Raw genomic sequence first — 25333 nt, forward strand, 5'->3', positions numbered from 1 at the left:
TTCCACGGGGGGGCTACGGGAACGTGAGCGCGTCCGGGGCCAGGGCCGGGACCAGGCCCTCGGCCGCGGCCCGCGTCAGCAGGCCCCGGACGGCCGCGTAGCCGTCCTCGCCGAGGTCGGCCGTGAACTCGTTGACGTACAGGCCGATGTGCTGGTCGGCGACGGCCGGGTCCATCTCCTGGGCGTGTTCCATCACGTAGGGGCGGGACGCCTCGGGGTCGTCCCAGGCGGCGCGGACGGAGGCGCGGATCGTCTCCGCGTACGCGCGCAGCTTCTCGGCGCCCAGGTCGCGGCGGGCGATGATCGCGCCGAGCGGGATCGGCAGGCCGGTCGTGGCCTCCCAGTGCTCGCCCATGTCGGCGAGCTTGTGCAGGCCGTAGTTCTGGTACGTGAAGCGGGCCTCGTGAATGACGAGCCCGGCGTCGATCTTGCCGTCCCGTACCGCGGGCATGATCTCGTGGAAGGGCATGACGACGATCTCGCCGACCCCGCCGCCGGGGACGGTGTCCGCCGCCCACAGACGGAAGAGGAGATAGGCCGTGGAGGTCTCGCTCGGCACGGCGACCCGCTTGTCGCTCAGGTCCACGCCCGGCTCACGGGTCAGGACCAGCGGACCGCAGCCGCGGCCGAGCGCGCCGCCGCACGGCAGCAGCGCGTAGTCGTCGAGGACGTACGGCAGGACCGCGTAGCTGACCTTGAGGAGGTCGTACGTGTCCTCGCGGCGCTCGGCGACCCCGTTGGTGATGTCGATGTCGGCGAACGTCACGTCGAGCGCGGGGGCGCCCGGGACGCGGCCGTGGGCCCAGGCGTCGAAGACGAAGGTGTCGTTCGGGCAGGGCGAGAAGGCGATGCGTGTCGTCATGTGGTCTTCCAACTCTCCAGTACGGGCGCCGCCTTCCCGAACGCGTCGGTGAGCGCCGCGAGAGCGTCACCGATGCGCCAGGCGGCGCGGTCGCGGGGCCCGACGGCGTTGGAGACGGTGCGTATCTCGGCCACGGGCACGTCGTGCGCGGCGGCGGCCTCGGCGACGCCGAAGCCCTCCATGGCCTCGGCCACGGCGCCGGGGTGGCGCTGGGCGAGCAGGGCGGCGCGGTCGGCGGTGCCGGTCACGGTGGAGACGGTGAGCACGGTGCCGACGGTGGCGGCGGTGGACGCGGCGAGGTCTCGTACGAGGGACGCCGGGGGACGGTGGGTGACGGTGCCGAAGCCGAGTTCGGTGACCGGCAGGAAGCCCTCGGGGGTCTCGGCGCCGAGGTCGGCGACGGTGATCGCGTCGGCGACCAGGATCGTGCCGGGCGGGGCGGCGAAACCGCCGCCGATCCCGGCGGAGACGACCAGGGTGTAGGGCTGGTCGGCCAGGGCGGCGCGGGTGAGTGCGGTGGCGGTGCCGGCCGCCGCGGCGGCGGGGCCGACACCGACGGCGATGACGTCGACCGCCGGGTGGGGTGCGGGCAGTCCGCGTGCCACCGCGTCCCGTTCGGCCGGGACGGCGGTGGCGATCAGTACGCGGGTGCGCGTCGTGCCGGTGTCCGTCAGGAGTCCTTCTTCAGCTTGAACGACCACAGGCCGTACGCCTTGGAGTTGCCGCCCTCCAGGATCGTCACGGTGGTGGAGCCGCCGGTGGCGCCGTACTGCTGGTTGAAGAAGACGCTGCCGGGGACCGTGCGGTACGTCTTCTTGCTGGCGTCGGTCAGGGGCTGACCGTTCATCAGGATCGTCCAGCCCTTGTCCGCGATCTCCGGGTCGACGCCGAAGCGGACCGTCTCGTCGGGATCGACCTTGATGGTCTTGGCGCTCTTGTCCTTCAGGCAGCCTTCGAGCGACGAGGCCTTGAGGGCCTTGCCGTCGTTGTGGCAGGAGGCGTCGGAGTTCACCGAGGAGCGGCCCACCGTGACGGTGGCCAGCGGGGTCGGCTTGTCGCAGGCGGAGAGCACGAGCAGTCCGGCGCCGACGGCACCGACGGCGGCCACGGTGCGCCTGTGGCGCACTACGAAACGCTGGGAGGTCATGGCCGAAGGCTATCGGGCGCCGCCGGTGGGCCCGGGGGTGGGTCGCCCGTCGGCGTGGCCGGTCCCGGGGTGAGCCGCGCGGACGGGCCCCGGACTACGCCACGCGCGACCGTGCCGGTCCGCCTCTGCGGGCCGCCGACAGGAGGCCGCGGGCCGTCGACAGCCAGCCCAGTGCCACGATCCCGGCCGCCACGGAGAGGCCCAGTGTCCCGTTCAGGGGCAGCGCGATGCCGATGGCTCCGCCCAGGACCCAGGCCACCTGCAACAGGGTCTCCGAGCGGGCGAAGGCGGACGTCCGCACGGCCTCCGGTACGTCGCGCTGGATCGTCGCGTCCAGGGAGAGCTTGGCGAGGGCCTGGGCGAAACCGGCGACGGCCGCCAGGCAGGCCGTCATGAAGGCGCCGAAGAAGATCGCGGAGGTGATGGCGGCGCCGAGCACCACGGCGACGACCGTCACGATGATGACCTCGGGCGCCCGCGCTCTCAGCCACGCCCCGACGGCCGTGCCCAGGGCGTTGCCCGCGCCCGCCGACACGCCGACCAGACCGAGGGAGACGGCCGCGCTCTGCCCGGTCAGCGGATGCTCGCGCAGCAGGAACGCGAGGAAGAAGATCAGGAACCCGGAGAGGCAGCGCAGCGCGGCGTTGGCGGCGAGGGCGTGCGTGACGGCGGTGCCGACGGTCCGCAGGCCCGGTCTGCGCTGTCGCTTCACGGGGCCGTGCAGATGGGCCTCGTCGGCGGCGAGCAGCGCCCTGCTCTCGCCCTTGGCCGAGTCGACCTTGGGCGGCAGCGTGAACGACAGGAACATCCCCGCCACGAAGAGGACGAAGGCGCCGTAGAGGGGCCAGCGCGGCCCGAGCATCTGGAGGCCCGCTCCGACGGGTGCGGCGGCCCCGGTGGCGAGGAGTCCGCCGAGCGTCACCCGTGAGTTGGCCTTGACCAGGGAGAAGCGAGGTGGGAGGAGGCGTGGCACGACTGCCGAGCGGACGACGCCGTAGGCCTTGGAGGCGACGAGGACGCCGAGTGCGGCGGGGTACAGCTCGATGCCGCCGGTCACCACGGCGCTCGACAGGACCAGGGCGAGCAGCGCCCGGGCGGCCATCGATCCGGCCATCGCGGCCCGCCGCCCGTGCGGCAGCCGGTCCAGGAGCGGGCCGATGACGGGGGCGAGCAGGGTGAAGGGCGCCATGGTGATGGCGAGGTAGAGGGCGACACGGCCGCGGGCCTCGTCCGTGGGGACGGAGAAGAAGACGGTCGAGGCGAGCGCCACCGTGATCATGACGTCGCCCGCGCCGTTCACGGCGTGGAGTTCGATGAGTTTTCCGAGACCCGACTCGCCCGCGCCGTGCGCGTGTGTCACTTTTCGGATACCGCGTCCCGTGCCGGTGAACGGGCGTCGCAGCGCACGCCCGATCCTGCGGACGGCCCCGCGCACCGGGCCCGAACCGCTGTGTGCGTATGCCGACCGCGCGGTTGCCACCCCGTCATAGTGCCCCGGGAACGGGCGTACTAGTGCCGATATGGGTACGCGGGTCGGCTTTCGCGTCAGGTGCGGCTCGTACGTCGGTGTGGGCGCGGAGCGCGGGAGGAGGTAGCGTGCGTAGCGCGCCCGCGGCGGTTGTTATCGGCCGCGCGCCTCTCGGCCATCCCGCAGAATGGATGACGTAGGTGCGCCCGGAACGTCGGGTGCGGACGTCGACGCGGCCCTCCGGTCCGCTCCGTCCGCGCTCCCGCACACAGGATGGCGCACTCGAGAGACGGCGTAGGAGAGAAGCGATACCTGTGAGCGCAGCGACAACGCGTAGCCGCACCCCTGACCGTCTGTGCGCCGAGGCGGTCGACCTCGCCCGGACAGCGGCCGAGGAGGCCGCCGCGCCCGGAGTGGTCGGCGAGCACGTCGACATCGTCGTCGAGGGCGACCGTGTCGTCACGCACCTCTTCGAGTGCAAGGAGTTCGGCTACCGCGGCTGGCGGTGGGCCGTCACCGTGGCCCGCGCCTCGCGTGCCAAGTACGTCACTCTCGACGAGACGGTGCTGCTGCCCGGCCCCGACGCCCTCCTCGCCCCGGAGTGGGTGCCCTGGAGCGAGCGGCTGCGCCCCGGCGACATGGGCCCCGGCGATCTGCTGCCCACCGAGGCCGACGATCTGCGGCTGGAGCCCGGTTACACGGGCGAGGACGCGCCGCCGCCGAACGCGCTGCTCTCCGAGGAGATGACCGAGCTCGTCGAGGCCGAGGACGCCGAGGTCACCGAGGGCCCGGTGTCGGAGCTGCCCGTCGTGCCGACGCGCGGCTCGATCGCGGCGGTCGCGGAGGAGCTGGGCATGCGCCGGGCGCGGGTGCTCTCGCGCTACGGCCTGCACGTCGCCGCCGACCGCTGGGAGGAGTCGTTCGGGGCGAAGACCCCGATGGCGCAGGCGGCCCCGGCGACCTGTGTCTCGTGCGGGTTCCTCGCCCCGATCGGCGGTTCGCTCGGTCAGGCGTTCGGTGTCTGTGCGAACGAGTTCTCGCCGGCCGACGGGCGAGTGGTCTCGCTGGCGTACGGCTGCGGCGGGCACTCGGAGGCCGCGGTCATGCCGAAGGCGCCGCGGCCGGCCCCGCCGGTGATCGACGAGACCCGGCTCGACCCGTTCTCGCTGCGCCTGGACGCGGACGGGGGCTCGGTCGGGGCGGCGCCGGCCGACGGCGTGGAGGATCTGGGGCACTCGTAGCCCCGCGCCCCTGGAAGGCGCACTGCGTGCGCCCTCATGGGGCTGCGGCGAAGCCGCATGCCTCAGGGGCGCGGGGAACTGCGCGAGAAGCCCCACCGGGCCGCACCCGGCGACGCGCCGAACGGGCCCCCGCGAGCGCCGCGATACCGTGCGGGCCCACCGATGACAGCGCCCAGAAGGAGACACCCGTGAGCGTCAGCAAAGCCGCACCGGGCCACATGGACCCGTTCGGCACCGCCAGATTGCGGCGCGGGGTGCTCGACGCGTGGGCCGGGAGCGCGGCCCGGTTCCGGGAGGACGCCAACGCCGAGGAAGATCTCGCGCTCGGCGGCTACCGGGACCGGCTCGTCGTGGAGCTGGCACAGAACGCCGCCGACGCCGCCGCCCGCGCGGGTGTCGAGGGCCGGCTCGCGCTCACCCTGCGCGGCGGGGTGCTGGCCGCGGCGAACACCGGGGCGCCGCTGGACGCCGCCGGGGTCGAGTCCCTGTCCACCCTGCGGGCGTCCGCCAAGCGAGAGCCCGTCGACGGGGCGGTGGGGGCGGTGGGCCGGTTCGGGGTCGGGTTCGCCGCCGTGCTCGCCGTCAGCGACGAGCCCGCCGTCGTCGGCCGTACGGGGGGCGTGCGGTGGTCGCTGGGGGAGGCGCGCATCGCCGCCGCCGACACCGCCCGGCACAGCCCGGCCCTGGGCGACGAACTGCGCCGCAGGGACGGCCACGTACCGCTGCTGCGGCTCCCGTTCGCGGCCGAGGGGCAGGCCCCCGAGCCGTACGACACCGTCGTGATCCTGCCGCTGCGCGACGAGGCCGCGGAGGCGCTCGCGGCCCGCCTCCTCGCCGACATCGACGACACGCTGCTGCTGGCCCTGCCGGGTCTCGCCGAGGTCACCGTCACCACCGACGCCGGGACGCGCGTGCTGCGCCGCCGCGCCGCGGACGCGTACACGGTCGTCTCGGACGACGCCCGGGTACCCGCCGAACTGCGCTGGCGCACCGTCACCCGTTCCGGTGCCCTCACCTCCGACCTGCTCGCCGACCGGCCCGTCGAGGAGCGGCTGCGCCCCCACTGGTCCGTCACCTGGGCGGTGCCCGTCGACGACGAGGGTGCCCCGCGACGGCCTCTCAGCGAGCCCGTGCTGTACGCCCCCACCCCGAGCGACGAGGCCCTCGGGGTGCCCGCGCTGCTCATCGGCTCGTTCCCGCTGGACACCGCGCGGCGGCATGTGGCGCCCGGCCCGCTCACCGCGTTCCTCACGGAGCGGGCCGCCGACGCGTACGCCGAACTGCTCGGCGACTGGCGGCCGGTGGGCCCGGGCATCCTCGACCTGGTGCCGGGCCCGCTCGGCAAGAGCGAACTGGACGGGGCGCTGCGGGCCGCGATCCTGCACCGCCTGCCCCGCGTCGCGTTCCTGCCGCCCGCGCTCGAACCCGTCGCCGAGGCCGACGACGAGGACACCGGGCGGCCCGTCGCCCTCCGGCCGCGTGAAGCGGAGGTCGTCGAGGGGGTCGGCGCCGACACCGTGCGGGTCCTCGCCGAGGTGCTGCCCTGCCTGCTGCCCGCCGGGCTCGAACGCCGCGCGGAGCTGCGCACGGTCGGTGTCGCCCGGGTCCCGCTGACCGAGGCGATCGACCGGCTGGCCGGCCTGGAGAAGGAGCCCGGCTGGTGGCGGCGGCTCTACGACTCCCTCGCCGGGGTCGACCCCGACCGGCTCAGCGGGCTGCCCGTACCGCTCGCCGGGGGCCGGACCGTCATCGGGCCGCGCCAGGTGCTGCTGCCGACCGGCGAGGCGTCCACGCCGCCCGGCGACTCCCTCGCCCGGCTCGGCCTCAAGGTCGCCCACCCCGACGCCGCACACCCGCTCCTGGAGAAGCTGGGCGCGCTGCCCGCGACGCCCCGCGCCGTGCTGCGGACGCCGCAGTTGCGGGCCGCCGTCGCCGCGTCCCTGGACGACGAGCCCGCCTGGGACGACGAGGGCACCCTGAGCGTCGACGAGCTGGCCGACGTCGTCCTCGCCCTGGTGCGCGACGCCCACCTCGACCCCGTCGACGAGCCGTGGCTCGGCGCCCTCGCCCTGCCCGACGAGAACGGTGAACTCGCCCCCGCCGCCGAGCTGCTGCTGCCCGGCAGCCCCCTCGCCTCCGTCGTCCGGGAAGGGGAACTCCCCTACGTCGACGAGGAGCTGGCCGAGCGGTGGGGCGAACAGCCGCTCGCCGCCTGCGGGGTGCTCGCCACCTTCGCCCTGGTCCGCGCCACCGACGTGGTCCTCGACCCGGACGAGCTCGAACCCCGCTACTCCGGGGACTCCGACTACCCCGAGCCCGACGATCCCGGTCTCCTCGACGCCGTCGACGTGTGGTGCGAGGACGTCCTCGACCGGCTGCCCGACACGCCGGTACCGCCCGTCGCCACCGAGCTGATCGCCGTACGCGACCTCGACCTGGTCGACGAGGACCGCTGGCCGCAGGCGCTCGCCCTGCTGTCCAGGCCGCCGCTGCGCGACGCCCTCACCCAGCCCGTCCGCGTCCTGCTGCCCGACGGCACCCATGAACTCGTCCGCCCGTACACGGCGTGGTGGCTGCGCGGCAACCCGGTCCTCGACGGCCGCCGCCCCGCCGGACTGCGCGCCGCGGGCACGGACCCGCTCCTCGTCGGCCTGTACGAGTCCGCCGACGCCGGTGGTTTCGACGACGAGCAGGTGCTGCGCTCCCTCGGGGTGCGCACCTCCGTCGCCGCGCTGCTCGACGAGCCCGGCGGCGCCGCCGAACTACTGGACCGCCTCGCCGATCCGGACCGCGAGGTGGGCGCGGCTCAACTGCACGCGATCTACGGGGCGTTGGCCGAGCTCGATCCCGAGCAGGTGACGCTCCCGGACGAGGTGCGCGCGGTGCGCGACGGTGAGGTGGTCGTCGTGGACGCCCGGGACGCACTCGTCGCCGACGCCCCCGACCTGCTGCCGCTCGCCGGTGGCCGCGCGCTGCTGCCGGTCGCCCCGGCCGGGGCCGCGCACCTCGCCGAGCTGTTCCAGGTGCGCCGCCTGAGCGAGGCCGTCGACGCCGAGGTGAGCGGGGAGGGCGTCGAGCACCCGGTGCCCGACGCCGTCCGCACCCTCCTCGGGCCCGCGGTCCCGGACTCGTACGTCGAACACGAGGAGCTGTACGTCGCCGGGACCGAGGTCGACTGGCGTCGCACCCCCGACGGCACCGTGCACGCGGCGACCCTGGAGGGTGTCGCGGCGGGGCTCGCGTGGGCGGCGGGGCAGTGGCCGCGGCGGTTCGAGGTGGCGGCGCTCCTGGAGGACCCGTCCCGCACGGCGGAGCTGGCGCGGGACCGCTGGTTCGACTGAGAGCCTTTCGGCGACAGGCTTTCAGCCGGTGAAGCGGCGGCCGACCCACTTCCACAGGAGTTCCAGGGCGACCGCCGCGACCGCCGCGACGCCCACCGCCGTCCACGGCATGGTGGAGCCCACCAGTTTCAGCGCGAAGAAGTCCTGGAGCCACGGCACCACCAGGACCAGCAGGAACCCGAGCCCCATCGCCGCCACCAGACACACCCGCCACCACGTGTAGGGGCGGGCGATGATGGCGAGCACCCACATCGAGATCAGGAACAGCGTCAGCGTCGCCGAGCTGGTCTCCGCGTCGAGCGCGCCCGAGCCCCGGTAGAAGTGCCGGGCGATCATGTACATCACGAAGGTGGCGAGGCCCGCGACGGCCCCGCCCGGGATCGCGTACCGCATGACGCGGCGCACGAAGTGCGGCTCCGCGCGTTCCGTGTTCGGCGCGAGGGCCAGGAAGAACGCGGGGACGCCGATCGTCAGCGTCGACAGCAGCGTCAGGTGCCGGGGCAGGAACGGGTACTCGACCTGGCAGCAGACGACGAGCAGCGCCAGGATCACCGAGTAGACGGTCTTGACCAGGAACAGGGTGGCCACGCGCGTGATGTTGCCGATGACGCGCCGGCCCTCGGCGACGACCGAGGGCAGTGTCGCGAAGCTGTTGTCGAGCAGCACGATCTGGGCGACGGCCCGGGTCGCCTCCGAGCCCGAGCCCATCGAGACGCCGATGTCCGCGTCCTTGAGCGCGAGCACGTCGTTGACGCCGTCGCCGGTCATCGCGACCGTGTGCCCGTGGGACTGGAGCGCGCCCACCATGTCCCGCTTCTGCCGCGGGGTGACGCGGCCGAAGACCGTGCCCGCGTCCAGCGCGTCGGCCATCTCCGCGCGGTCCTCGGGCAGGGTCCGGGCGTCGACGGTGTGCTCGGCGCCGCTCAGGCCGAGCTTGGCGGCCACCGCGCCGACGGAGACGGCGTTGTCGCCGGAGACGACCTTGGCCTTGACGTCCTGCTCGGCGAAGTAGCGCAGCGTGTCGGCGGCGTCGGGGCGCAGCCGCTGCTCCAGGGCGAGGAGCGCGGCCGGTTCGGCACCTTCCTTGACGCGCGGGTCCTCCAGGTCCTCGCGCACCCGGGCGAGGAGCAGGACGCGCAGGCCCCGCCGGTTCAGCTCCTCGGTCTCGGCGAGGGCCGGGTCGCCGTCGGGCAGCAGGACGTCGGGGGCGCCGAGCAGCCAGGCGCTGTGCGTCCCGTCGTCCTCGCTGAAGGCGGCGCCGCTGTACTTGCGGGCGGAGGAGAAGGGCAGCGCCTGGGTGCAGCGCCACCGTCCGTGGTCCGGGTAGGCGTCGATGACGGCCTGGAGGGAGGCGTTGGGCCGTGGGTCGCAGGCGCCGAGGGCGCCGAGGACCCGGCGGACGTACTCCTCGTCGGTGTCGCCGAGCGGGCGCAGCGCGGCGACGTCCATGCTGCCCTCGGTGAGGGTGCCCGTCTTGTCGAGGCAGACGGTGTCGACGCGGGCCAGCCCCTCGATGGCGGGCAGTTCCTGCACGAGGCACTGCTTGCGGCCGAGGCGGATGACGCCGATCGCGAAGGCGACGGAGGTGAGCAGGACGAGGCCCTCGGGGACCATCGGCACGATGCCGCCGACGGTGCGGGCGATCGAGTCCTTGAAGCCGTGCTCCTTGACGACGAGCTGGCTGACGACCAGGCCGATCGCGGTCGGGACCATCATCCACTGCACGTACTTGAGGATGGTGGAGATGCCGGAGCGCAGTTCGGAGTGGACGAGGGTGAAGCGGCTGGCCTCCTCGGCGAGCTGGGCCGCGTACGCCTCCCGTCCGACCTTCGTCGCCGTGTACGCGCCGGTGCCCGCGACGACGAAGGAGCCGGACATGAGCGCGTCGCCGGGCCGCTTCACGACCGGGTCGGCCTCGCCGGTCAGCAGGGATTCGTCGATCTCCAGGCCGTCGGCCTCGACGCAGGTGCCGTCGACGGCGACGCGGTCCCCGGGACCGGCCTCGATGAGGTCGCCCAGGACGATGTCGGAGGTGGCGACCTCGGTGGCCTCCCCGTCGCGGCGTACCGTCGGGCGGACCTCGCCGACCACGGCGAGCGCGTCCAGGGTCTGCTTGGCGCGCCACTCCTGGACGATGCCGATGCCGGTGTTGGCGAGGATCACGAAGCCGAAGAGGCTGTCCTGGATCGGCGCGACGAAGAGCATGATCAGCCAGAGCACGCCGATGATCGCGTTGAAGCGGGTGAAGACGTTGGCGCGGACGATCTCGGTGAGCGAGCGTGAGCTGCGTACCGGTACGTCGTTGACCTCGCCGCGGGCGACGCGCTCCGCGACCTCGGCGCCGGTGAGCCCTGTCGCCCGCCCCGGGACAGGCACCGGGTGCACCGGGTCCAGTTCGGCGCCCGCGTCGATGTGCGTCATGAATCCGACAGTACGGGCGATTCCGCGGTGGTGCGCGGGGTCAGGACACCTGGGCCGCCGCCCGTTTGATCGCGGCGTCACGCTTGCGGACGTACCAGATGCCGATGAGTCCGAGCCCGGCACCGGCCAGGCACGTCCACACCCACCAGGTGCGTCCGTGGTCGTCGAACCAGCCGTAGAACGGCAACTGGACGAGGAAGAGGACGAACCACAGGATGGTGCCGCCGGTGACGGTGGCGACGACGGGACCCTCCAGGGGTTCCGGTGCCTCGTGCTGCGGGATCCACTTCGCCATGCGCACAGTCTACGAGTGACCGGTTCTGTGCCTGACAGGCACTGCTTCAGACATCTTCGGGGCACCGCTTCGCCCAGGTGCCGCAAGGGTCTACGCGCGGAGATAGCGATTTGGGGCTCATATGTTCATACTGAAACGGCCTGAGGCTGGCCACTTCTGTTCGTACGAAACACCAACGGAAACACCGGGGAAACCGTTCGGTGATCAAGCGAGGCCCAGACTCGATCACGTTCCCCGCCCACAGAAGCCCCGCTCCGAATACCGCTGAGGTCACCCATGTCCACTTCGGCCACCGCTCCGGTCGATGCCCACGAACAGCCGCCGTCTCCCCCGAAGAACGGCTTCGACCGGTACTTCAAGATCTCCGAGCGCGGCTCGACGGTCGGCCGTGAGGTCCGCGGCGGCTTCGCCACGTTCTTCGCGATGGCCTACATCATCGTGCTGAACCCGATCATTCTCGGCAGCGCGAAGGACATGTACGGGCACCAGCTCGACAACGGGCAGCTCGTCACCGCGACCGCGCTGACCGCCGCGTTCACCACGCTGCTCATGGGCGTCATCGGCAACGTGCCGATCGCGCTCGCCGCCGGGCTCGGCGTGAACACCGTCGTCGCCCTCCAGCTCGCGCCGCGCATGTCCTGGCCGGACGCGATGGGCATGGTCGTCCTCGCGGGCTTCGTCGTGATGCTGCTCGTCGCCACCGGTCTGCGGGAGCGCGTCATGAACGCCGTACCGCTCGGCCTGCGCAAGGGCATCGCCATCGGTATCGGCCTGTTCATCATGCTGATCGGCCTCGTCGACTCGGGCTTCGTCTCCCGGATGCCGGACGCCGCGCAGACCACCGTGCCGCTCCAACTCGGCGCCGACGGCCACCTCAACGGCTGGCCGGTACTGATCTTCGTCCTCGGTGTGCTGCTCACGCTGGCGCTGCTCGTGCGCAAGGTGCCGGGCGCCATCCTCATCTCCATCGTCGTGATGACGGTCGTCGCGGTGATCGTGGAGGCCGTCGCCAAGGTGCCCTCCTGGGGTCTGACCTCCCCGAAGTGGCCCGGCAACCCGGTCTCCACCCCGGACTTCGGGCTCGTCGGCGACGTCAGCCTGTTCGGCGGCTTCGACAAGGTCGGCGTGCTGACCGGCATCCTCTTCGTCTTCACCGTGCTGCTGTCGTGCTTCTTCGACGCGATGGGCACGATCATGGGCATCAGCGACGAGGCGCACCTGACCGACGAGCGCGGCCAGATGCCCGGCATGAACAAGGTCCTGTTCATCGACGGTATCGCCGTCGCCGCGGGCGGCGCCTCCTCGTCCTCCGCCACCACCTGCTTCGTGGAGTCCACGGCGGGGGTCGGCGAGGGCGCCCGCACCGGCTTCGCCAACGTGATCACCGGTGGCCTCTTCGCCGTCGCGCTGTTCCTCACGCCGATCGCCACGATGGTCCCGTCGCAGGCGGCCACCCCGGCCCTGCTCGCGGTCGGCTTCCTGATCCTGTCCGGCGGCATCCGTGCCATCGACTGGAGCGACTACACCATCGCGATCCCGGCGTTCGTGACGATGCTGATGATGCCGTTCACGTACTCGATCACGAACGGCATCGGCATGGGCTTCATCACCTTCACCGTGCTGCGCGTCGCGGCGGGCCGCGCCAAGGAGGTGCCGGTCGCGATGTACGCGGTCTCGGCCGTCTTCGCCTTCTACTACCTGATGCCGGCGCTCGGTCTGACGTGATCCGGCTCCCCGGGGCGCGTCACACCGCCCCGTAGAACCGCTCCGTCTCCTCGACGGACGTCTTGAACCGTTCGTCGAAGTCGTCTCGAATGAGCGTCCGGGCCACATAGTCCTGGACGCTCATTCCCCTTTTCGCGGCATGCCCCTTGAGCCGGTCGAGCAGCTCACCGTCTATCCGCAGGCTGAGCACTGTCGATCCCATGCGGACAGGGTCGCGGCCCGGCCGCGCCCGGTGCGTCACTTTCTGGAGCCAGCTCACTCGTACGAGTGACGAAGGGGTTCGGTGGCGCGTATCACGGGCACCGTGCGCCCTACCGGTAGTCGTTAGGCACAGTAATGAGTTATGCTAACGAACATGCCGGACCTCTCCCATGGCGATGACGTAGCCGCCGTGAACTCCCTGCGCTCCGCCGTGATGCGCCTGTCCCGTCGACTCAAGCACCAGCGGGTCGACGAATCGCTGAGCCCCACCGAGATGTCGGTGCTCGGCACCCTGGCCGGCTGCGGCTCGGCGACCCCGGGCGAGCTGGCCCGCAAGGAGCACGTGCAGCCGCCCTCCATGACCCGCATCGTCGCTCTCCTGGAGGCCAAGGGACTGGTCGGCCTGGAGCCGCACCCCGAGGACCGCAGGCAGAAGGTCGTCACGTCGACCGAGCGGGCCGAGGCGATGCTCGCCGAGTCCCGCCGCAAGCGGAACGCGTGGCTGGCCGACCTCGCCGTCGGCCTCGACGAGGACGAGTGGGCCAAGCTGCGCGCCGCCGCACCCGTCCTGGAGAAGCTGGCCCATCTCTGAGCAGCCCTGACAACCAGCACACGACCGCCGAGGAGGCGACGCCACTTTGAGTACGGGATCCGGAGCAGACTCCGCCCCCGCACCAACCGCCCACGACCAAGCCGCCCGCCCACGCAAGCCCTCGATGTTCGCGAGCCTGAAGGTACGCAACTACCGCCTCTTCGCGACCGGGGCCGTCATCTCCAACACCGGCACCTGGATGGCCCGCATCACCCAGGACTGGCTGGTCCTGTCCCTCACGGGCTCCTCCGCCGCCGTCGGTGTCACCACGGCGATGCAGTTCCTGCCGATGCTGCTCTTCGGGCTGTACGGCGGCGTCATCGCCGACCGCTTCGCCAAGCGCGGCCTGCTGTTCTGCACGCAGGGCGCGATGAGCCTGTCCGGCCTGTTCCTCGCCGCGCTGACCCTGTCCGGCAACGTACAGGTCTGGCACGTCTACGTAGCCGCCTTCTTCACCGGCCTGGTCACCGTCGTCGACAACCCGACGCGGCAGTCCTTCGTCTCCGAGATGGTCGGCCCCGACCAGGTCCGCAACGCGGTCTCCCTGAACTCCGCGAACTTCCAGTCCGCCCGGCTCATCGGCCCCGCCGTCGCCTCCGCGCTGACCGCGGCCGTCGGCCCCGGCTGGGCGTTCCTCGCCAACGGCCTGTCCTTCCTCGCCCCGCTCACCGGCCTGGCGCTGATGCGCACCCGCGAGCTGCACGAGAGCAAGCGCGCCCCGCGCGGCAAGGGACAGCTCCGCGAGGGCCTGCGCTACGTGTCCGCGCACCCCGAGCTGATCTGGCCGATCGTGCTCGTCGGCTTCGTCGGCACCTTCGGCTTCAACTTCCCGATCTGGCTCAGCGCCTACGCCGACGACGTCTTCCACGGCGGTGTCGGACAGTACGGCCTGTTCAACACGCTCATGGCGCTCGGCTCACTGGCCGGCGCCCTGCTCGCCGCCCGCCGCCGCTCGACCCGCCTGCGGGTCCTGGTCGGTGCCGCGGTCGGGTTCGGCGTCCTGGAGGTCCTGGCCGCGTGGGCGCCCGGCGTCTGGGCGTTCGCCCCGCTGATCGTGCTGCTCGGCATCCTCGGCCTGACGGTCAACGTCACGGCCAACTCCACGGTCCAGATGGGCACGGACCCGGAGATGCGCGGACGCGTCATGTCCCTGTTCATGATGGTCTTCACCGGCGGTACGCCGCTGGGCGGCCCGCTCTTCGGCTGGCTCGCCGACCAGTACGGGGTCCGCGTCAGCCTCATGCTGGGCGGTGTGATCTGCGCCGCGGCGGCGGCCGGTGTCGGCCTCATGCTGGCCCGCGCGGCGAACCTGCGCCTCAAGGTCGACCTGCGGCGCGGCGAACGCCACGTCCAGTTCGTGCCGCGCGACCCGCGGCGTCTCGCAGCGGTCGCCTGACCGGTGGCGTCGGGCCGGGCCGGGCGGTTCTCCGTCCGGCCCTACGCGCCGCTGAGCGACCCTGGACCCGTGAGACTCTTCGCCGCCGTCCTGCCGCCCCGCGCCGTCCTCGTGGAACTCGGCCTCGCCGTCGACCGGCTGCCCGACGGCGACGGGCTGCGCTGGACCGGCCGGGACGGATGGCACCTCACGCTCGCCTTCTACGGTGACGTACCGGAGACGGCCGCGGCGGAGCTCGGGGAGCGGCTCGGGCGGGCGGCGGTGGGTACGGAACCGTTCGAGCTGGCGTTGGGAGGCGGCGGTCAGTTCGGCGGGCGGACCCTGTGGGCGGGGGTGCGCGGGGGCACGGAGGCGCTGCGGCGGCTCGCCGAGCGGGCCGGGGCGGCGGGCCGCGAGGCCGGACTGCCGACAGAGCACCGCGAACACCGGCCGCATCTGACGCTGGCCCGCGCCCGCGCGACCACCGACCTCACGCCGTACGTCACCGCCCTCGACACCTTCACCGGCGCACCCTGGACCGTGGCCGAGCTGGCGCTCATGCGCAGCGATCTGCCGAGGTCCGGGGTACCGGGGGAGCGCCCGCGCTACGAGAAGGTCGCCGCCTGGGAGCTGACGGGCGCGCGTTAGGCTCGGAGCGTGGACCCGAAGACGCGTAACCGGATCATGGCCGGGGTGCTTGTGCTGATGTTGGTCGTGGTGGCGGTGGCGGCGGCCGTCGGCTGACAGCGCCCGGCCGCCGCCCCGCACCCGCCGCGCCCTACCAGGCGAACGCCTCGGGGGACGGCCCCGGGCCGGGGAAGATCTCGTCCAGCGCCGTCAGAACCTCCTCGCCGAGTTCGAGGTCGACCGCGCGCAGCGCCGAGTCGAGCTGTTCCCGGGTGCGCGGGCCGACGATCGGGCCGGTGACGCCGGGCCGGGTCAGCAGCCAGGCCAGGGCCGCGTCGCCGGGCTCGATGCCGTGCTTGCCGAGCAGGTCCTCGTAGCGCTGGACCTGCTCGCGCACCTTGGTGTTCTCCAGGGCGCTCGCGCTGCGGCCGTCCTTGCGGCGCTTGCCCTCGCTCTCCTTCTTCAGGACGCCACCGAGCAGGCCGCCGTGGAGCGGCGACCACGGGATGACGCCGAGGCCGTACTCCTGGGCGGCCGGGATGACCTCCATCTCGGCGCGCCGCTCGGCCAGGTTGTAGAGGCACTGCTCGCTGACGAGGCCGACGCGGCCGTGGCGGGCGGCGACCTCGTTGGCCTGGGCGATCTTGTAGCCGGGGAAGTTGGACGAGCCCGCGTAGAGGATCTTGCCCTGCTGGATCAGGACGTCGATGGCCTGCCAGATCTCCTCGAACGGGGTGTGCCGGTCGATGTGGTGGAACTGGTAGATGTCGATGTAGTCGGTCCGGAGCCGCTTCAGGCTGGCGTCGACGGCGCGCCGGATGTTCACGGCGGAGAGCCGGTCGTGGTTCGGCCAGACGGCGCCGCCGTCGGCCGACATGTTGCCGTAGACCTTGGTGGCGAGAACGGTCTTGTCGCGCCGCCCGCCGCCCTGGGCGAACCAGCTCCCGATGATCTCCTCGGTACGGCCCTTGTTCTCGCCCCAGCCGTACACGTTCGCGGTGTCGAAGTAGTTGATGCCACTGGCCAGCGCCGCGTCCATGAGGGAGTGGCTGGTGGCCTCGTCGGTCTGCGGGCCGAAGTTCATGGTGCCGAGGACGAGGCGGCTGACCTTAAGTCCTGTGCGTCCGAGCTGCGTGTACTTCATGGGTTCCAGCCAAGGACGTGGAGTGCGCTCTAGGCAAGCGGATCAGGACAATACAAGGCGGGCTGGGTGTGAAGCGCACAAGGAGGGGACCGCGCGGTACTGCGATACGCGGAGTGGCCGGTCACCCGCCCGTCACGTCAACCCACCGGAGATCGAACCGCCGTGAGCGGGGCGCGGTAAGGGCCGCCGATGCCCCACGCCTGATGCAGGGCGTCCGCGAACGCCGAGGCCAGTTTGTGTTCGCCGGACGCGTTCGGGTGCGTGCCGTCGTAGGTGTCCGTGTGGATGTCGTACGACTCCGGGACCGAGGCGAGCAGCAGCGGTGAGCGGGGTTCGTCGAGGTCCGCGACCGTCTTGGCCAGCAGGGTGTTGAAGTGGGCGACCTGCGCGGCGAAGGGGGCGTCGGTCTCGGCCCGGATGTTCGGGATGACGGGGAGGACGACCATGCGCAGGGCCGGGTTGGCGGTGCGGGCCTCGGTGACGAAGCGGCGGACGTTGGCCGCGGTCTGCTCGGCGTTCGTGTAGAAGCCGAGGTCGATCAGGCCCAGCGAGATCAGCAGGACGTCGGAGCGAAACTCGGTGACGGCGTCGGCGATCGCCGGTGCCATGTGCAGCCAGCCCTCGCCCCAGCCCGCGAGGTGGGCCTGCGGGAAGTCCGGGTCGGCGTAAGCGTGGCCACCGCCGTGCAGGGCGGTGCGGGGGCCCACGAAGGCGCAGTCGGTGCCGGTGGCGCGCAGGTGCTGCCACATCCGGTGGCGCCAGGTGTGCTCGCCCGCGCTGCCTATCGTCATGGAGTCGCCGACGAAAGTGAACCTGAGCATCCGCTCATCATCCTCGATCACCCGGACCGCGTGCGTGTGAGACCCAACACGCCTGGCAAGCTGGGGGCATGCGTTCGTACAAGGCGTCGTCGCGTGTGGGTGGGGTCGCGACCGCCGCCGTGCTGCTGTCGGTGTGCGCGGTCGGTCCCGCGCTCGCGGCCGACCCGCCGGCCGGTTCCGACGGGTTCACGATCAAGGACCCGCGGATCACCGAGTCCAGCGGCCTGGCGGCCTCCCGAGCCCACCCCGGCGTCTACTGGACCCACAACGACAGCGACGACGGCGCCTACCTGTACGCCGTCGACGGCCGCACCGGGAAGACCGTCGCCACGCTCACCCTCACCGGCATCGGTTCTCCGCGCGACGTGGAGGCGATCTCGGTCGGCCCCGACGGCGACCTCTACGTGGGCGACATCGGCGACAACCTGGGCGGCAAGTGGGACCACGTGTGGATCTACAAGCTGCCCGAGCCGAAGGAGCTGCGCGACCAGACCGTACGGGCCACGCAGTACGTCGTGACGTACGCGGACGGGCCGCGCAACGCCGAGGCGATGATGGTCCACCCGAAGACCGGCCGGGTCTACCTCGTGGAGAAGGACGAGGACGGCGGCGGCCTCTACGAGGGCCCCGACCCGCTGAACCCCGGCGCCACGAACGTCTTCCGACGCGTCGCCGACATCGATCTGTGGGTGACGGACGGCGCCTTCTCGCCCGACGGGAAGCAGCTCGCGCTGCGCGGCTACTTCGGCGGCGTCGCGTACTCCTGGAACGGCGGGAAGCCCAAGAGGCAGGGCCAGTTGAGCGTGCCGATGCAGCAGCAGGGCGAGTCGGTGACGTACACCCTCGACGGGCGGACGCTGCTCTACGGCAGCGAGGGCCGGGGGAGTTCGGTCCAGGCCGTGGAGGTCGAGGGCGCGGGCGGCGGCGGCTCCGGGGGCGGCGGCAACGGTGCGGACGACGGCGGTGACGGTGACGGCGGCGGGTTCACCGGCAAGGCCGGGGCCGTCGGCGCGGCCGTCGTGCTGATCGCCGTCCTCGGTGTCGGGCGGCTGCTGCGGCGCCCCAGGGCGAAGTGATCCGCTCACCGCGCCGGAGGGGCCGCGTCGGGCCCCTCCGGCGACGGGAACGGAGTCGGGATCCGGGTCGGGATCAGAGCTGACCGATGACGTGGTCGACGCAGGCGGTCAGCGCCTGTACGTCGGCCGGGTCGATCGCGGGGAACATGGCGACCCGGAGCTGGTTGCGGCCCAGCTTGCGGTACGGCTCGGTGTCGACGATCCCGTTGGCGCGGAGCACCTTCGCCACGGCGGCGGCGTCGATGTCGTCGGAGAAGTCGATCGTGCCGATGACCTGCGACCGCTTGGCCGGGTCCGTCACGAACGGCGTCGCGTGCTTCGACTCCTCGGCCCACGAGTACAGCCGGGACGAGCTGTCCTTCGTCCGCGCCGTCGACCAGGCGAGACCGCCCTGCCCGTTGATCCAGTCCAACTGCTCGGCGAGCAGGAAGAGGGTCGCGAGCGCCGGGGTGTTGTACGTCTGGTTCTTGCGCGAGTTGTCGATCGCCGTCGGCAGGGAGAAGAACTCCGGGACGTGGCGGCCGGACGCGTGGATCCGCTCGGCGCGCTCGATCGCGGCCGGGGAGAAGACGCCGATCCACAGGCCGCCGTCGGAGGCGAAGGACTTCTGCGGGGCGAAGTAGTAGACGTCCGTCTCGGCGATGTCGACGGGCAGGCCGCCCGCGCCGGACGTGGCGTCGACCAGGACGAGCGCGCCCTCGTCGGCGCCCGCGACCCGCTTGATCGGGGCGGCGACACCGGTGGAGGTCTCGTTGTGCGTCAGGCCGTAGACGTCGACACCGGCCTCGGCCTTCGGCTCCGGGTGCGTGCCCGGCTCCGAGCTGATCACGGTGGGCTCGGCCAGCCACGGGGCCAGCTTCGACGCCTTCGCGAACTTGGAGGAGAACTCGCCGAAGTTCAGGTGCTGCGACTTGTTCTCGATCAGGCCGTGCGTCGCCACGTCCCAGAAGGCGGTCGAGCCGCCGTTGCCGAGGATGACCTCGTAGCCCTCGGGGAGCTGGAACAGGTCCTTCACGCCCTCACGGACGCGACCGACCAGGTTCTTGACCGGGGCCTGGCGATGGGAGGTGCCGAGCAGGGAGGTACCGGTGGCGGCCAGGGCGTCCAACGCCTCCGTACGCACCTTGGAGGGGCCAGCGCCGAAACGTCCGTCGGCGGGCTTGATGTCAGCGGGAATCTGGATCTCAGCCACGCCTTGGAGGGTAGCGGGTGGATTTGGCGGGCCCGGGCTTTGTCCGGCCGGTGAGATACGGGGTCTCGGCCGAGGGGGTGCGGTTTCGTCGCGGCTCCGGAGGAGCGCGGGGAACTGCGCGACCAGCCCCCACCGGGCCCGCTGACACAACCGGGACCCGGCGGGCACGCTGGACGCATGGCTGACGACATCGGTAAAGCCCTCCGGAACACCCTGCGCGGCGACGTCGACCTCAGCGTCACGGCCCGCGCCCTGCACACCATGGACGCCTCCAACTACCGAAGGGTCCCGCTGGGCGTCGTCGCCCCGAAGGACGCGGAGGACGTGCGGGCCACCCTCGCCCTCTGCGCGGAGCGGAACGTCCCGGTAGTGGGGCGCGGCGGCGGCACGTCCATCGCCGGGCAGGCCACCGGCACCGGCGTCGTCATCGATTTCACCCGGTACATGAACCGCGTGCTCGACCTGGACCCGGCGGCGCGGACCGCCCGTGTGCAGCCGGGGCTCATCCTGGACCGGCTCCAGGCGGCAGCCGCCCCGCACGGGCTCAGGTTCGGGCCCGACCCCTCGACGCACAGCCGCTGCACGCTCGGCGGCATGATCGGCAACAACTCGTGCGGCTCGCACTCCGTGGCCTGGGGGACGACGGCCGACAGCGTCACCGCGCTGGACGTCGCGGGCGCGGGCGGCGCCGTCTGCCGGCTCGGAAAGGGCTGGGAGGGCGCGCCGGAAGGGCTGCGCGCCCTGGTGGAGAGGGAACTGGCGACGATCAGGACCGGGTTCGCGCCGTTCGCCGGGCTGCCCCGCAGGATCTCCGGGTACGCCGCCGACGCGCTGCTGCCCGAGAACGGCACCGACCTGGCCCGTTTCTTCTGCGGCACCGAAGGCACCCTCGGGCTCGTCACCGAGGCGACGGTCGCGCTCGTCGAGGCGCCGCGCGCGAAGGCGCTCGCCGTGCTCGGGTACGCGGACGAGAGCGCGGCGGCGGAGGCCGCCGCGGGCCTGCTGCCGTACGGGCCGCTGACCGTCGAGGGCATGGCCGCCGACCTCGTGCCGGAGCGCTCCGGGCTGCCGGGGGGCGGGGCGTGGCTGTTCGTGGAGGCCGGGGGCGCGACGCCGGGGGAGGCGCGGGCCGCCGCCGAGCGGATCGTACGGGCGGCGGACGTGCACGACGCGCTGGTCGTCGACGATCCGGCGGGGCAGCGGGCGCTGTGGCGGATCCGGGAGGACGCCAGCGGCACGGCGACGCGGATGCCGGACGGCAGCGAGGCGTGGCCCGGCTGGGAGGACTGCGCCGTGCCGCCCGCCCGGCTCGGGGCGTATCTGCGGGAGTTCAGGGGGCTGCTGCGCGAGCACGGGCTGCGCGGGGCCCCGTACGGGCACTTCGGGGACGGCTGCATCCACGTCCGGATCGACTTCGATCTGCTGACGGACGCGGGGGTCGGGCGTTTCCGGCGGTTCTCCGAGGAGCTGGCGGCGCTGGTCGTGGCGCACGGCGGGTCGCTTTCGGGGGAGCACGGGGACGGGCAGGCGCGGGCCGAGCTGCTGCCGACGATGTACGGGGCGGACCTCGTCGGCCTGTTCGAGCGGGTCAAGGGCGTGTGGGACCCGGCCGGTGTGCTGAATCCCGGGATGCTGGTGCGGCCCGCGCGGCTCGACGAGAACCTGCGGTTCGCCGTGCTGCCGCGCGAACCGGTGGACGTCGCCTTCGGCTATCCGCACGACGGCGGGGACTTCTCGGCCGCCGTGCGCCGCTGCGTGGGCGTCGCCAAGTGCCGTACGGAATCACCGGGTTCGGGCGGCGGTGTGATGTGCCCGTCGTTCCGGGCCACCGGGGAGGAGGCGCACTCCACGCGCGGGCGGGCGCGGCTGCTGCACGAGATGCTGGCCGGTGAGGTCGTCACCGACGGATGGCGGTCGACGGAGGTGCGCGACGCGCTCGACCTGTGCCTGTCCTGCAAGGGGTGCCGCAGCGACTGTCCGGTCGGCGTCGACATGGCCACGTACAAGGCGGAGTTCCTGCACCACCACTACGAGGGGCGGCGCCGGCCGACGGCGCACTACGCGATGGGGTGGCTGCCGCGCTGGCTGCGGCTGGTCGAGCGGACGCGGACGGCGCGGATCGTCAACCGCCTCGGCGGGGTGCGGGTGGTGGCGGCTCTGGTGAAGCGCGCCGGGGGGATCGCGCGGGAGCGGGACCTCCCGCGGGTGGCCGAGCAGACGTTCACCCGTGCCTGGTACCGCAGGCTCGGGCGGTCGGTCGCGGCGGCGCGGGGCTCGGGCGGTCGCACGGTGGTGCTGTGGCCGGACACGTTCACCGAGCATCTGGCGCCGCGGGTGGCGTGGGCGGCGGTACGGGTCCTGGAGGCGGCCGGTCTTGCCGTGGCGCCGCCGCCGACCCGGACGTACGGCCGAAAGCCGGTGGTGCGCGGGCGGGTCTGCTGCGGCCTGACGTATGTCTCGACCGGGCAGCTCGACCGGGCCCGCGCCGTGCAGCGCCGCACCCTCGATTTGCTGGAACCGGTGCTCGACGGGGAGACGCCCCTCGTCGTCCTGGAGCCGTCGTGCGCGGCGGCGCTCCGCTCGGACCTGCCGGAGCTGCTGCCCGGCGATCCGCGGGCGCGGCTGCTCGCGGACCAGGTCGTCACGTTCGCCGAGGCGCTGGAACGGTTCGCGCCGCACTGGGAGCCGCCCCGCGTCGACCGGCCCGTCGTAGGCCAGACGCACTGCCACCAGCACGCGGTGCTCGGGGACGCGGCCGAGCGCAGGCTGCGCGAACGGGCGGGCCTGAGCGGCGAGTTGAGCGGAGGGTGCTGCGGTCTCGCGGGCAACTTCGGTTTCGAGAAGGGGCATTACGAGGTGTCGGTGGCCTGCGCGGAGGAGTCGCTGCTGCCCGCGGTACGGGCGGCGGGGGACGACACGCTGGTGCTGGCCGACGGCTTCTCGTGCCGGACACAGGTCGAACAACTTGCGGGGGTGCGGGCGATGCACCTCGCGGAGGTACTGGCCGAGGGACTCGGCTAGCCGGGGGTCTGCCGTCCCTGGGCGGCGACCTCGTGCGCGAGCGCGATGAGATCGGGGCCCGACGGGTGCCCCGGGCCCTCGCGCCGGGCGAGGTGGACGGGCAGGTCGGGCGCGTCGGTGAGCGGTACGAAAGTGACCCCGGGGTACGGGTGCATCCCCGCCGTGGCGGTCGAGGTGACGCCGACCGCCTGGCCCGCGGCGATCGTGGCGAGCCAGTCGTCCGTGTTGGCGACGGTCAGGACCGCGGTGGGCCGGGCGGCCGGGGGCCACAGGTCGAGGGTGGTCGTGCCGGAGACCGTGTTCAGGGCGATGACCTCGTCGCGGAGGTCGTCGAGGGTGAGCGCGGGGCGGTGGGCCAGCGGGCTGTCGGCGGGGAGTGCCGCCACCCGCGACTCGCGGTGCAGGAGCTCGGTGACGAGGCCGGGCGCCTCGACCGGGCCGCGCAGCAGGGCGACGTCGACGGTGCCGCGGGTCAGACCGGCCGTGCGGTCGTCGATCCGCAGCAGTACCAGCGGCACGTCCGGGTGGGTCCGCCGCCAGCGACGTAGGAGAGGGGTCGTGAAGTCGCCCGCCGCCGACCAGGCGTGGCCCAGGCGCAGCGGCCGGTGCGTGGTGCGGGCGGCGGCGACGGCGTCCTCGAACGCGGCGACGGCGACGGCCGCCTTCTCCTGGAACGCGTGGCCCTCGGGGGTGAGGGCGAGGTGGTGGGTGGAGCGGTCGACGAGGCGCACGCTGAGCGCGGTCTCCAGGGCGGCGAGCGTGCGGGAGACGGCGGGCTGGGTGAGGCCCAGGCGGGCGGCGGCGCGGGTGACACCGCCCTCCTCGGCGATCGCGAGGAAGCAGCGCAGGTGGCGCAGTTCGATGGCGTGGTCCCGTGCGCGGCTCATGTCCGCGGAGCATAACGGGAGCGCACAAGGCATTTCACGGGCCGCGCCCGGCGGTTCTAGCGTGAGGGTGCCTGAGGTGATGCAGGTGCAGTATGGTGAATATATGCGTCCAAAATAATGCACTGCTGTCGGATCGAGGAGAGGACGACGAGGCCCTGTGAACGGCTCGCGCACGCAACAGCCACAGCCGCCCGTGCCGGAGGCCGCCGTCCTCGACGGCGCCGGGGGCGCGGCACAGCCCGAAGGGGCACGTCGGGGCGGCTCCCTCGGCCCGGTCGGCCTGGTGCTCGCCGGCTGTGTGTCGGTGCAGTTCGGCGGCGCGCTCGCGGTGAGCCTGATGCCGCGCGCGGGCGCGGTCGGTGTGGTGACGCTGCGGCTGGTCGTGGCGGCGCTCGTGCTGATGGTGGTGTGCCGCCCGCGACTGCGCGGCCACTCGCGCGCCGACTGGGGCACGGTCGTCGCGTTCGGCGTCGCCATGGGCGGCATGAACCTGATCTTCTACCAGGCCGCGGCCCGTATCCCGCTCGGTCTGGCTGTCACCTTCGAGGTCCTGGGCCCCCTGACCCTCTCCGTCCTCGCCTCGCGCCGCGCCATCAACTTCGTGTGGGCGGGCCTCGCCCTGTGCGGCGTCTTCCTGCTCGGCGGCGCGGGCGACGGGCTGGGCGGCCTCGACCTCGTCGGCGTCGCCTGCGCCCTCGCGGCGGGCGGCATGTGGGCGGCGTACATCATCTTCAGCGCCCGCACCGGCCGCCGCTTCCCGCAGGCCGACGGGCTGGCGCTCGCGATGGCGGTCGCGGCCGTGCTCTGCCTGCCGCTGGGCGTCGCGGCGTCGGGCAGCCGTCTCCTCGACCCGGTGACGATCGGCCTCGGCGCGGCCGTCGCGATCCTCTCCTCGGTGCTGCCCTACACCCTCGAACTCATCGCCCTGCGCCGCCTGCCCGCGTCCACGTTCGCCGTGATGATGAGCCTGGAACCGGCTCTGGCGGCCCTAGCCGGTTTCCTCGTCCTGAGCCAGGCCCTGTCCTGGGTCCAGGCCCTGGCGATCGCCCTCGTCATCGTGGCGAGCATGGGCGCGGTGCGGACGCAGGTGGGTCGGCGGGGCGGGGGGATCGGCGCGTGAGGGGTTGAAGCTGTGCGAGGCGGACGCGCTGGACGCCTCTCTCAGCACCGACTTGGACGGCGACGACTCCACGTTCGTCTTCACTGCCCACCCGAGCCCGGGCCGAGGCGGCGATCCGGCACCGGAGTGCGGGGTTCAGGGGGTGAGGTCGATCATCCTGTAGCCCTTCCAGCGATCGGGCTCGACCGTGGCGACGAACGCGCCGTCCGGCCGGTCCGGCGTCGGCTGCACCGCGTGACGGCAGTGCGACCAGGCCCAGGTGTCATCCTGGATCATGGCAAGCGCGGTGGACAGGTCGAGTTCGAGCAGCGTGATGCCAGGCAGGGCCGCGATGTGTTCGGCGGTGCCCCGCCGTGCCCGGTCGGCCTCGATCAGGGCGCAGACGGGAGCGTACAGGTGGAAACCGGCCGTGGAATGAGCGCGGTCGATGAGCCGGGAAGCCAAGGCATTGCCCTTCCCCGCGGCCACCAACGCCGACCCGTCAAGGACGATGTGCAGGGCGTCGGTCACGGCGCACCCGCCTGGGAGAGCCGCCGGTCGAGCTCGGCGTCGATGCGGGCCTCCTCGGCCCGGGTGGGGTCGTATCCGTTCCACTCCCGCAGCACCGCACGGGCCCGCGCGGCGCGCTCCGCACGCTCGGCCGGGGTCAGGAGGGTCTCGGCGAGGTGGGCGAGATAGGCGCGCAGCGACATCCCTTCCTCGGCCGCTATCTGCGCGAGCCGGTCGCGGGCCTCCGTGGGGATGCGGACGTTGGCGTCAGTCATGGTGGGACCTCCT

General features: G+C 72.9%; 22 protein-coding genes. 9 read left to right on the forward strand and 13 right to left on the reverse strand.

Annotated features, from left to right (window positions below; translation table 11 throughout):
* Positions 1-13: 13 nt before the first annotated feature.
* The 4 genes from ACIRF8_RS00785 to ACIRF8_RS00800 form a co-directional block, all read right to left on the reverse strand.
* Positions 14-862: a 1,4-dihydroxy-6-naphthoate synthase gene (locus ACIRF8_RS00785; RefSeq protein WP_404209484.1), complete on the reverse strand. Its 849-nt coding sequence runs from the start codon at positions 860-862 to the stop codon at positions 14-16.
* Entirely contained in the window at positions 859-1563 is a 705-nt protein-coding gene (locus tag ACIRF8_RS00790) for a futalosine hydrolase (protein ID WP_404209486.1), read from the reverse strand. Before ACIRF8_RS00790 ends, ACIRF8_RS00785 begins: the two co-directional genes overlap by 4 nt.
* Positions 1533-2009 carry a DUF2771 domain-containing protein gene (locus ACIRF8_RS00795; protein ID WP_404209488.1) on the reverse strand — a complete coding sequence of 159 codons (477 nt, stop codon included), beginning with the start codon at positions 2007-2009 and terminating at the stop codon, positions 1533-1535. Before ACIRF8_RS00795 ends, ACIRF8_RS00790 begins: the two co-directional genes overlap by 31 nt.
* A 94-nt stretch (positions 2010-2103) precedes the next feature.
* Positions 2104-3444: an MFS transporter gene (locus ACIRF8_RS00800; protein WP_404212196.1), complete on the reverse strand. Its 1341-nt coding sequence runs from the start codon at positions 3442-3444 to the stop codon at positions 2104-2106.
* 347 nt (positions 3445-3791) lie between these two features.
* Between ACIRF8_RS00800 and ACIRF8_RS00805 the strand changes: the two genes are divergently transcribed.
* Positions 3792-4718, forward strand: coding sequence for a DUF3027 domain-containing protein (locus tag ACIRF8_RS00805; protein WP_404209490.1), 927 nt, complete (start codon positions 3792-3794; stop codon positions 4716-4718).
* A gap of 218 nt (positions 4719-4936) precedes the next feature.
* Positions 4937-8059 carry a sacsin N-terminal ATP-binding-like domain-containing protein gene (locus ACIRF8_RS00810; protein ID WP_404212198.1) on the forward strand — a complete coding sequence of 1041 codons (3123 nt, stop codon included), beginning with the start codon at positions 4937-4939 and terminating at the stop codon, positions 8057-8059.
* A 21-nt stretch (positions 8060-8080) separates the two neighbouring features.
* Here ACIRF8_RS00810 and ACIRF8_RS00815 read toward each other — a convergent pair whose 3' ends face one another.
* Together ACIRF8_RS00815 and ACIRF8_RS00820 are read right to left on the reverse strand one after the other, a co-directional pair.
* Positions 8081-10480, reverse strand: a complete 2400-nt coding sequence (locus ACIRF8_RS00815) for an HAD-IC family P-type ATPase (protein ID WP_404209492.1) — start codon at positions 10478-10480, stop codon at positions 8081-8083.
* Between the two features lie 40 nt (positions 10481-10520).
* Positions 10521-10775: a DUF2530 domain-containing protein gene (locus tag ACIRF8_RS00820; protein ID WP_404209493.1), complete on the reverse strand. Its 255-nt coding sequence runs from the start codon at positions 10773-10775 to the stop codon at positions 10521-10523.
* Positions 10776-11051: 276 nt separating this feature from the next.
* Between ACIRF8_RS00820 and ACIRF8_RS00825 the strand changes: the two genes are divergently transcribed.
* On the forward strand, positions 11052-12500 hold the full coding sequence (locus ACIRF8_RS00825; RefSeq protein WP_404209495.1) for an NCS2 family permease: 1449 nt from the start codon (positions 11052-11054) through the stop codon (positions 12498-12500).
* Positions 12501-12519: 19 nt separating this feature from the next.
* On the opposite strand, the gene ACIRF8_RS00830 is transcribed toward ACIRF8_RS00825, so the two are convergent.
* On the reverse strand, positions 12520-12702 hold the full coding sequence (locus ACIRF8_RS00830) for a ribbon-helix-helix protein, CopG family (protein ID WP_404209497.1): 183 nt from the start codon (positions 12700-12702) through the stop codon (positions 12520-12522).
* Positions 12703-12855: 153 nt separating this feature from the next.
* Between ACIRF8_RS00830 and ACIRF8_RS00835 the strand changes: the two genes are divergently transcribed.
* From ACIRF8_RS00835 to thpR, 3 genes are all read left to right on the forward strand, one after another.
* Positions 12856-13293: a MarR family winged helix-turn-helix transcriptional regulator gene (locus ACIRF8_RS00835; RefSeq protein ID WP_404209499.1), complete on the forward strand. Its 438-nt coding sequence runs from the start codon at positions 12856-12858 to the stop codon at positions 13291-13293.
* Between the two features lie 46 nt (positions 13294-13339).
* On the forward strand, positions 13340-14689 hold the full coding sequence (locus ACIRF8_RS00840) for an MFS transporter (RefSeq protein WP_404209501.1): 1350 nt from the start codon (positions 13340-13342) through the stop codon (positions 14687-14689).
* Between the two features lie 69 nt (positions 14690-14758).
* Positions 14759-15316 (forward strand): RNA 2',3'-cyclic phosphodiesterase, encoded by a 558-nt coding sequence (gene thpR, locus ACIRF8_RS00845; protein WP_404209503.1) that lies wholly within the window; start codon positions 14759-14761, stop codon positions 15314-15316.
* A gap of 130 nt (positions 15317-15446) precedes the next feature.
* On the opposite strand, the gene ACIRF8_RS00850 is transcribed toward thpR, so the two are convergent.
* Together ACIRF8_RS00850 and ACIRF8_RS00855 are read right to left on the reverse strand one after the other, a co-directional pair.
* On the reverse strand, positions 15447-16439 hold the full coding sequence (locus ACIRF8_RS00850; RefSeq protein ID WP_404209505.1) for an aldo/keto reductase: 993 nt from the start codon (positions 16437-16439) through the stop codon (positions 15447-15449).
* 137 nt (positions 16440-16576) lie between these two features.
* Positions 16577-17260, reverse strand: coding sequence for an SGNH/GDSL hydrolase family protein (locus ACIRF8_RS00855; protein WP_404209507.1), 684 nt, complete (start codon positions 17258-17260; stop codon positions 16577-16579).
* Between the two features lie 68 nt (positions 17261-17328).
* On the opposite strand from ACIRF8_RS00855, the gene ACIRF8_RS00860 reads away from it, so the two are divergent.
* Entirely contained in the window at positions 17329-18336 is a 1008-nt protein-coding gene (locus ACIRF8_RS00860; protein WP_404209509.1) for a WD40 repeat domain-containing protein, read from the forward strand.
* Between the two features lie 73 nt (positions 18337-18409).
* Here ACIRF8_RS00860 and serC read toward each other — a convergent pair whose 3' ends face one another.
* The gene (gene serC, locus ACIRF8_RS00865; RefSeq protein WP_404209511.1) at positions 18410-19528 is read right to left on the reverse strand and encodes a phosphoserine transaminase; all 1119 of its coding nucleotides are present in this window, start codon (positions 19526-19528) and stop codon (positions 18410-18412) included.
* Positions 19529-19705: 177 nt separating this feature from the next.
* Here serC and ACIRF8_RS00870 point away from each other — a divergent pair, with 177 nt between their 5' ends.
* On the forward strand, positions 19706-22549 hold the full coding sequence (locus ACIRF8_RS00870; protein ID WP_404209513.1) for an FAD-binding and (Fe-S)-binding domain-containing protein: 2844 nt from the start codon (positions 19706-19708) through the stop codon (positions 22547-22549).
* On the opposite strand, the gene ACIRF8_RS00875 is transcribed toward ACIRF8_RS00870, so the two are convergent.
* Positions 22546-23436, reverse strand: a complete 891-nt coding sequence (locus ACIRF8_RS00875; protein ID WP_404209515.1) for a LysR substrate-binding domain-containing protein — start codon at positions 23434-23436, stop codon at positions 22546-22548. The genes ACIRF8_RS00870 and ACIRF8_RS00875 overlap by 4 nt on opposite strands.
* Positions 23437-23629: 193 nt before the next feature.
* On the opposite strand from ACIRF8_RS00875, the gene ACIRF8_RS00880 reads away from it, so the two are divergent.
* Entirely contained in the window at positions 23630-24556 is a 927-nt protein-coding gene (locus tag ACIRF8_RS00880) for an EamA family transporter (protein WP_404212200.1), read from the forward strand.
* A gap of 135 nt (positions 24557-24691) precedes the next feature.
* On the opposite strand, the gene ACIRF8_RS00885 is transcribed toward ACIRF8_RS00880, so the two are convergent.
* On the reverse strand, positions 24692-25066 hold the full coding sequence (locus ACIRF8_RS00885) for a hypothetical protein (RefSeq protein ID WP_404209517.1): 375 nt from the start codon (positions 25064-25066) through the stop codon (positions 24692-24694).
* Complete coding sequence (locus ACIRF8_RS00890; RefSeq protein ID WP_404209519.1) at positions 25063-25320, reverse strand: hypothetical protein; 258 nt, start codon at positions 25318-25320, stop codon at positions 25063-25065. Before ACIRF8_RS00890 ends, ACIRF8_RS00885 begins: the two co-directional genes overlap by 4 nt.
* Between the last annotated feature and the right edge of the window lie 13 nt (positions 25321-25333).

Source organism: Streptomyces sp. NPDC102406 (assembly GCF_044765725.1).
In the GTDB taxonomy this organism is placed as follows: Bacteria; Actinomycetota; Actinomycetes; order Streptomycetales; family Streptomycetaceae; genus Streptomyces.

What these genes read in the sequence shown, in the direction of transcription:
- ACIRF8_RS00855 (WP_404209507.1), bottom strand. Translation starts at nt 17,260, where the DNA reads ATGCTCAGGTTCACTTTCGTCGGCGACTCCATGACGATAGGCAGCGCG.
- ACIRF8_RS00860 (WP_404209509.1), top strand. Translation starts at nt 17,329, where the DNA reads ATGCGTTCGTACAAGGCGTCGTCGCGTGTGGGTGGGGTCGCGACCGCC.
- ACIRF8_RS00850 (WP_404209505.1), bottom strand. Translation starts at nt 16,439, where the DNA reads ATGAAGTACACGCAGCTCGGACGCACAGGACTTAAGGTCAGCCGCCTC.
- ACIRF8_RS00795 (WP_404209488.1), bottom strand. Translation starts at nt 2,009, where the DNA reads ATGACCTCCCAGCGTTTCGTAGTGCGCCACAGGCGCACCGTGGCCGCC.
- ACIRF8_RS00820 (WP_404209493.1), bottom strand. Translation starts at nt 10,775, where the DNA reads ATGGCGAAGTGGATCCCGCAGCACGAGGCACCGGAACCCCTGGAGGGT.
- ACIRF8_RS00810 (WP_404212198.1), top strand. Translation starts at nt 4,937, where the DNA reads ATGGACCCGTTCGGCACCGCCAGATTGCGGCGCGGGGTGCTCGACGCG.
- ACIRF8_RS00890 (WP_404209519.1), bottom strand. Translation starts at nt 25,320, where the DNA reads ATGACTGACGCCAACGTCCGCATCCCCACGGAGGCCCGCGACCGGCTC.
- ACIRF8_RS00825 (WP_404209495.1), top strand. Translation starts at nt 11,052, where the DNA reads ATGTCCACTTCGGCCACCGCTCCGGTCGATGCCCACGAACAGCCGCCG.
- ACIRF8_RS00830 (WP_404209497.1), bottom strand. Translation starts at nt 12,702, where the DNA reads ATGGGATCGACAGTGCTCAGCCTGCGGATAGACGGTGAGCTGCTCGAC.
- ACIRF8_RS00815 (WP_404209492.1), bottom strand. Translation starts at nt 10,480, where the DNA reads ATGACGCACATCGACGCGGGCGCCGAACTGGACCCGGTGCACCCGGTG.
- ACIRF8_RS00875 (WP_404209515.1), bottom strand. Translation starts at nt 23,436, where the DNA reads ATGAGCCGCGCACGGGACCACGCCATCGAACTGCGCCACCTGCGCTGC.
- ACIRF8_RS00785 (WP_404209484.1), bottom strand. Translation starts at nt 862, where the DNA reads ATGACGACACGCATCGCCTTCTCGCCCTGCCCGAACGACACCTTCGTC.
- ACIRF8_RS00835 (WP_404209499.1), top strand. Translation starts at nt 12,856, where the DNA reads ATGCCGGACCTCTCCCATGGCGATGACGTAGCCGCCGTGAACTCCCTG.
- ACIRF8_RS00870 (WP_404209513.1), top strand. Translation starts at nt 19,706, where the DNA reads ATGGCTGACGACATCGGTAAAGCCCTCCGGAACACCCTGCGCGGCGAC.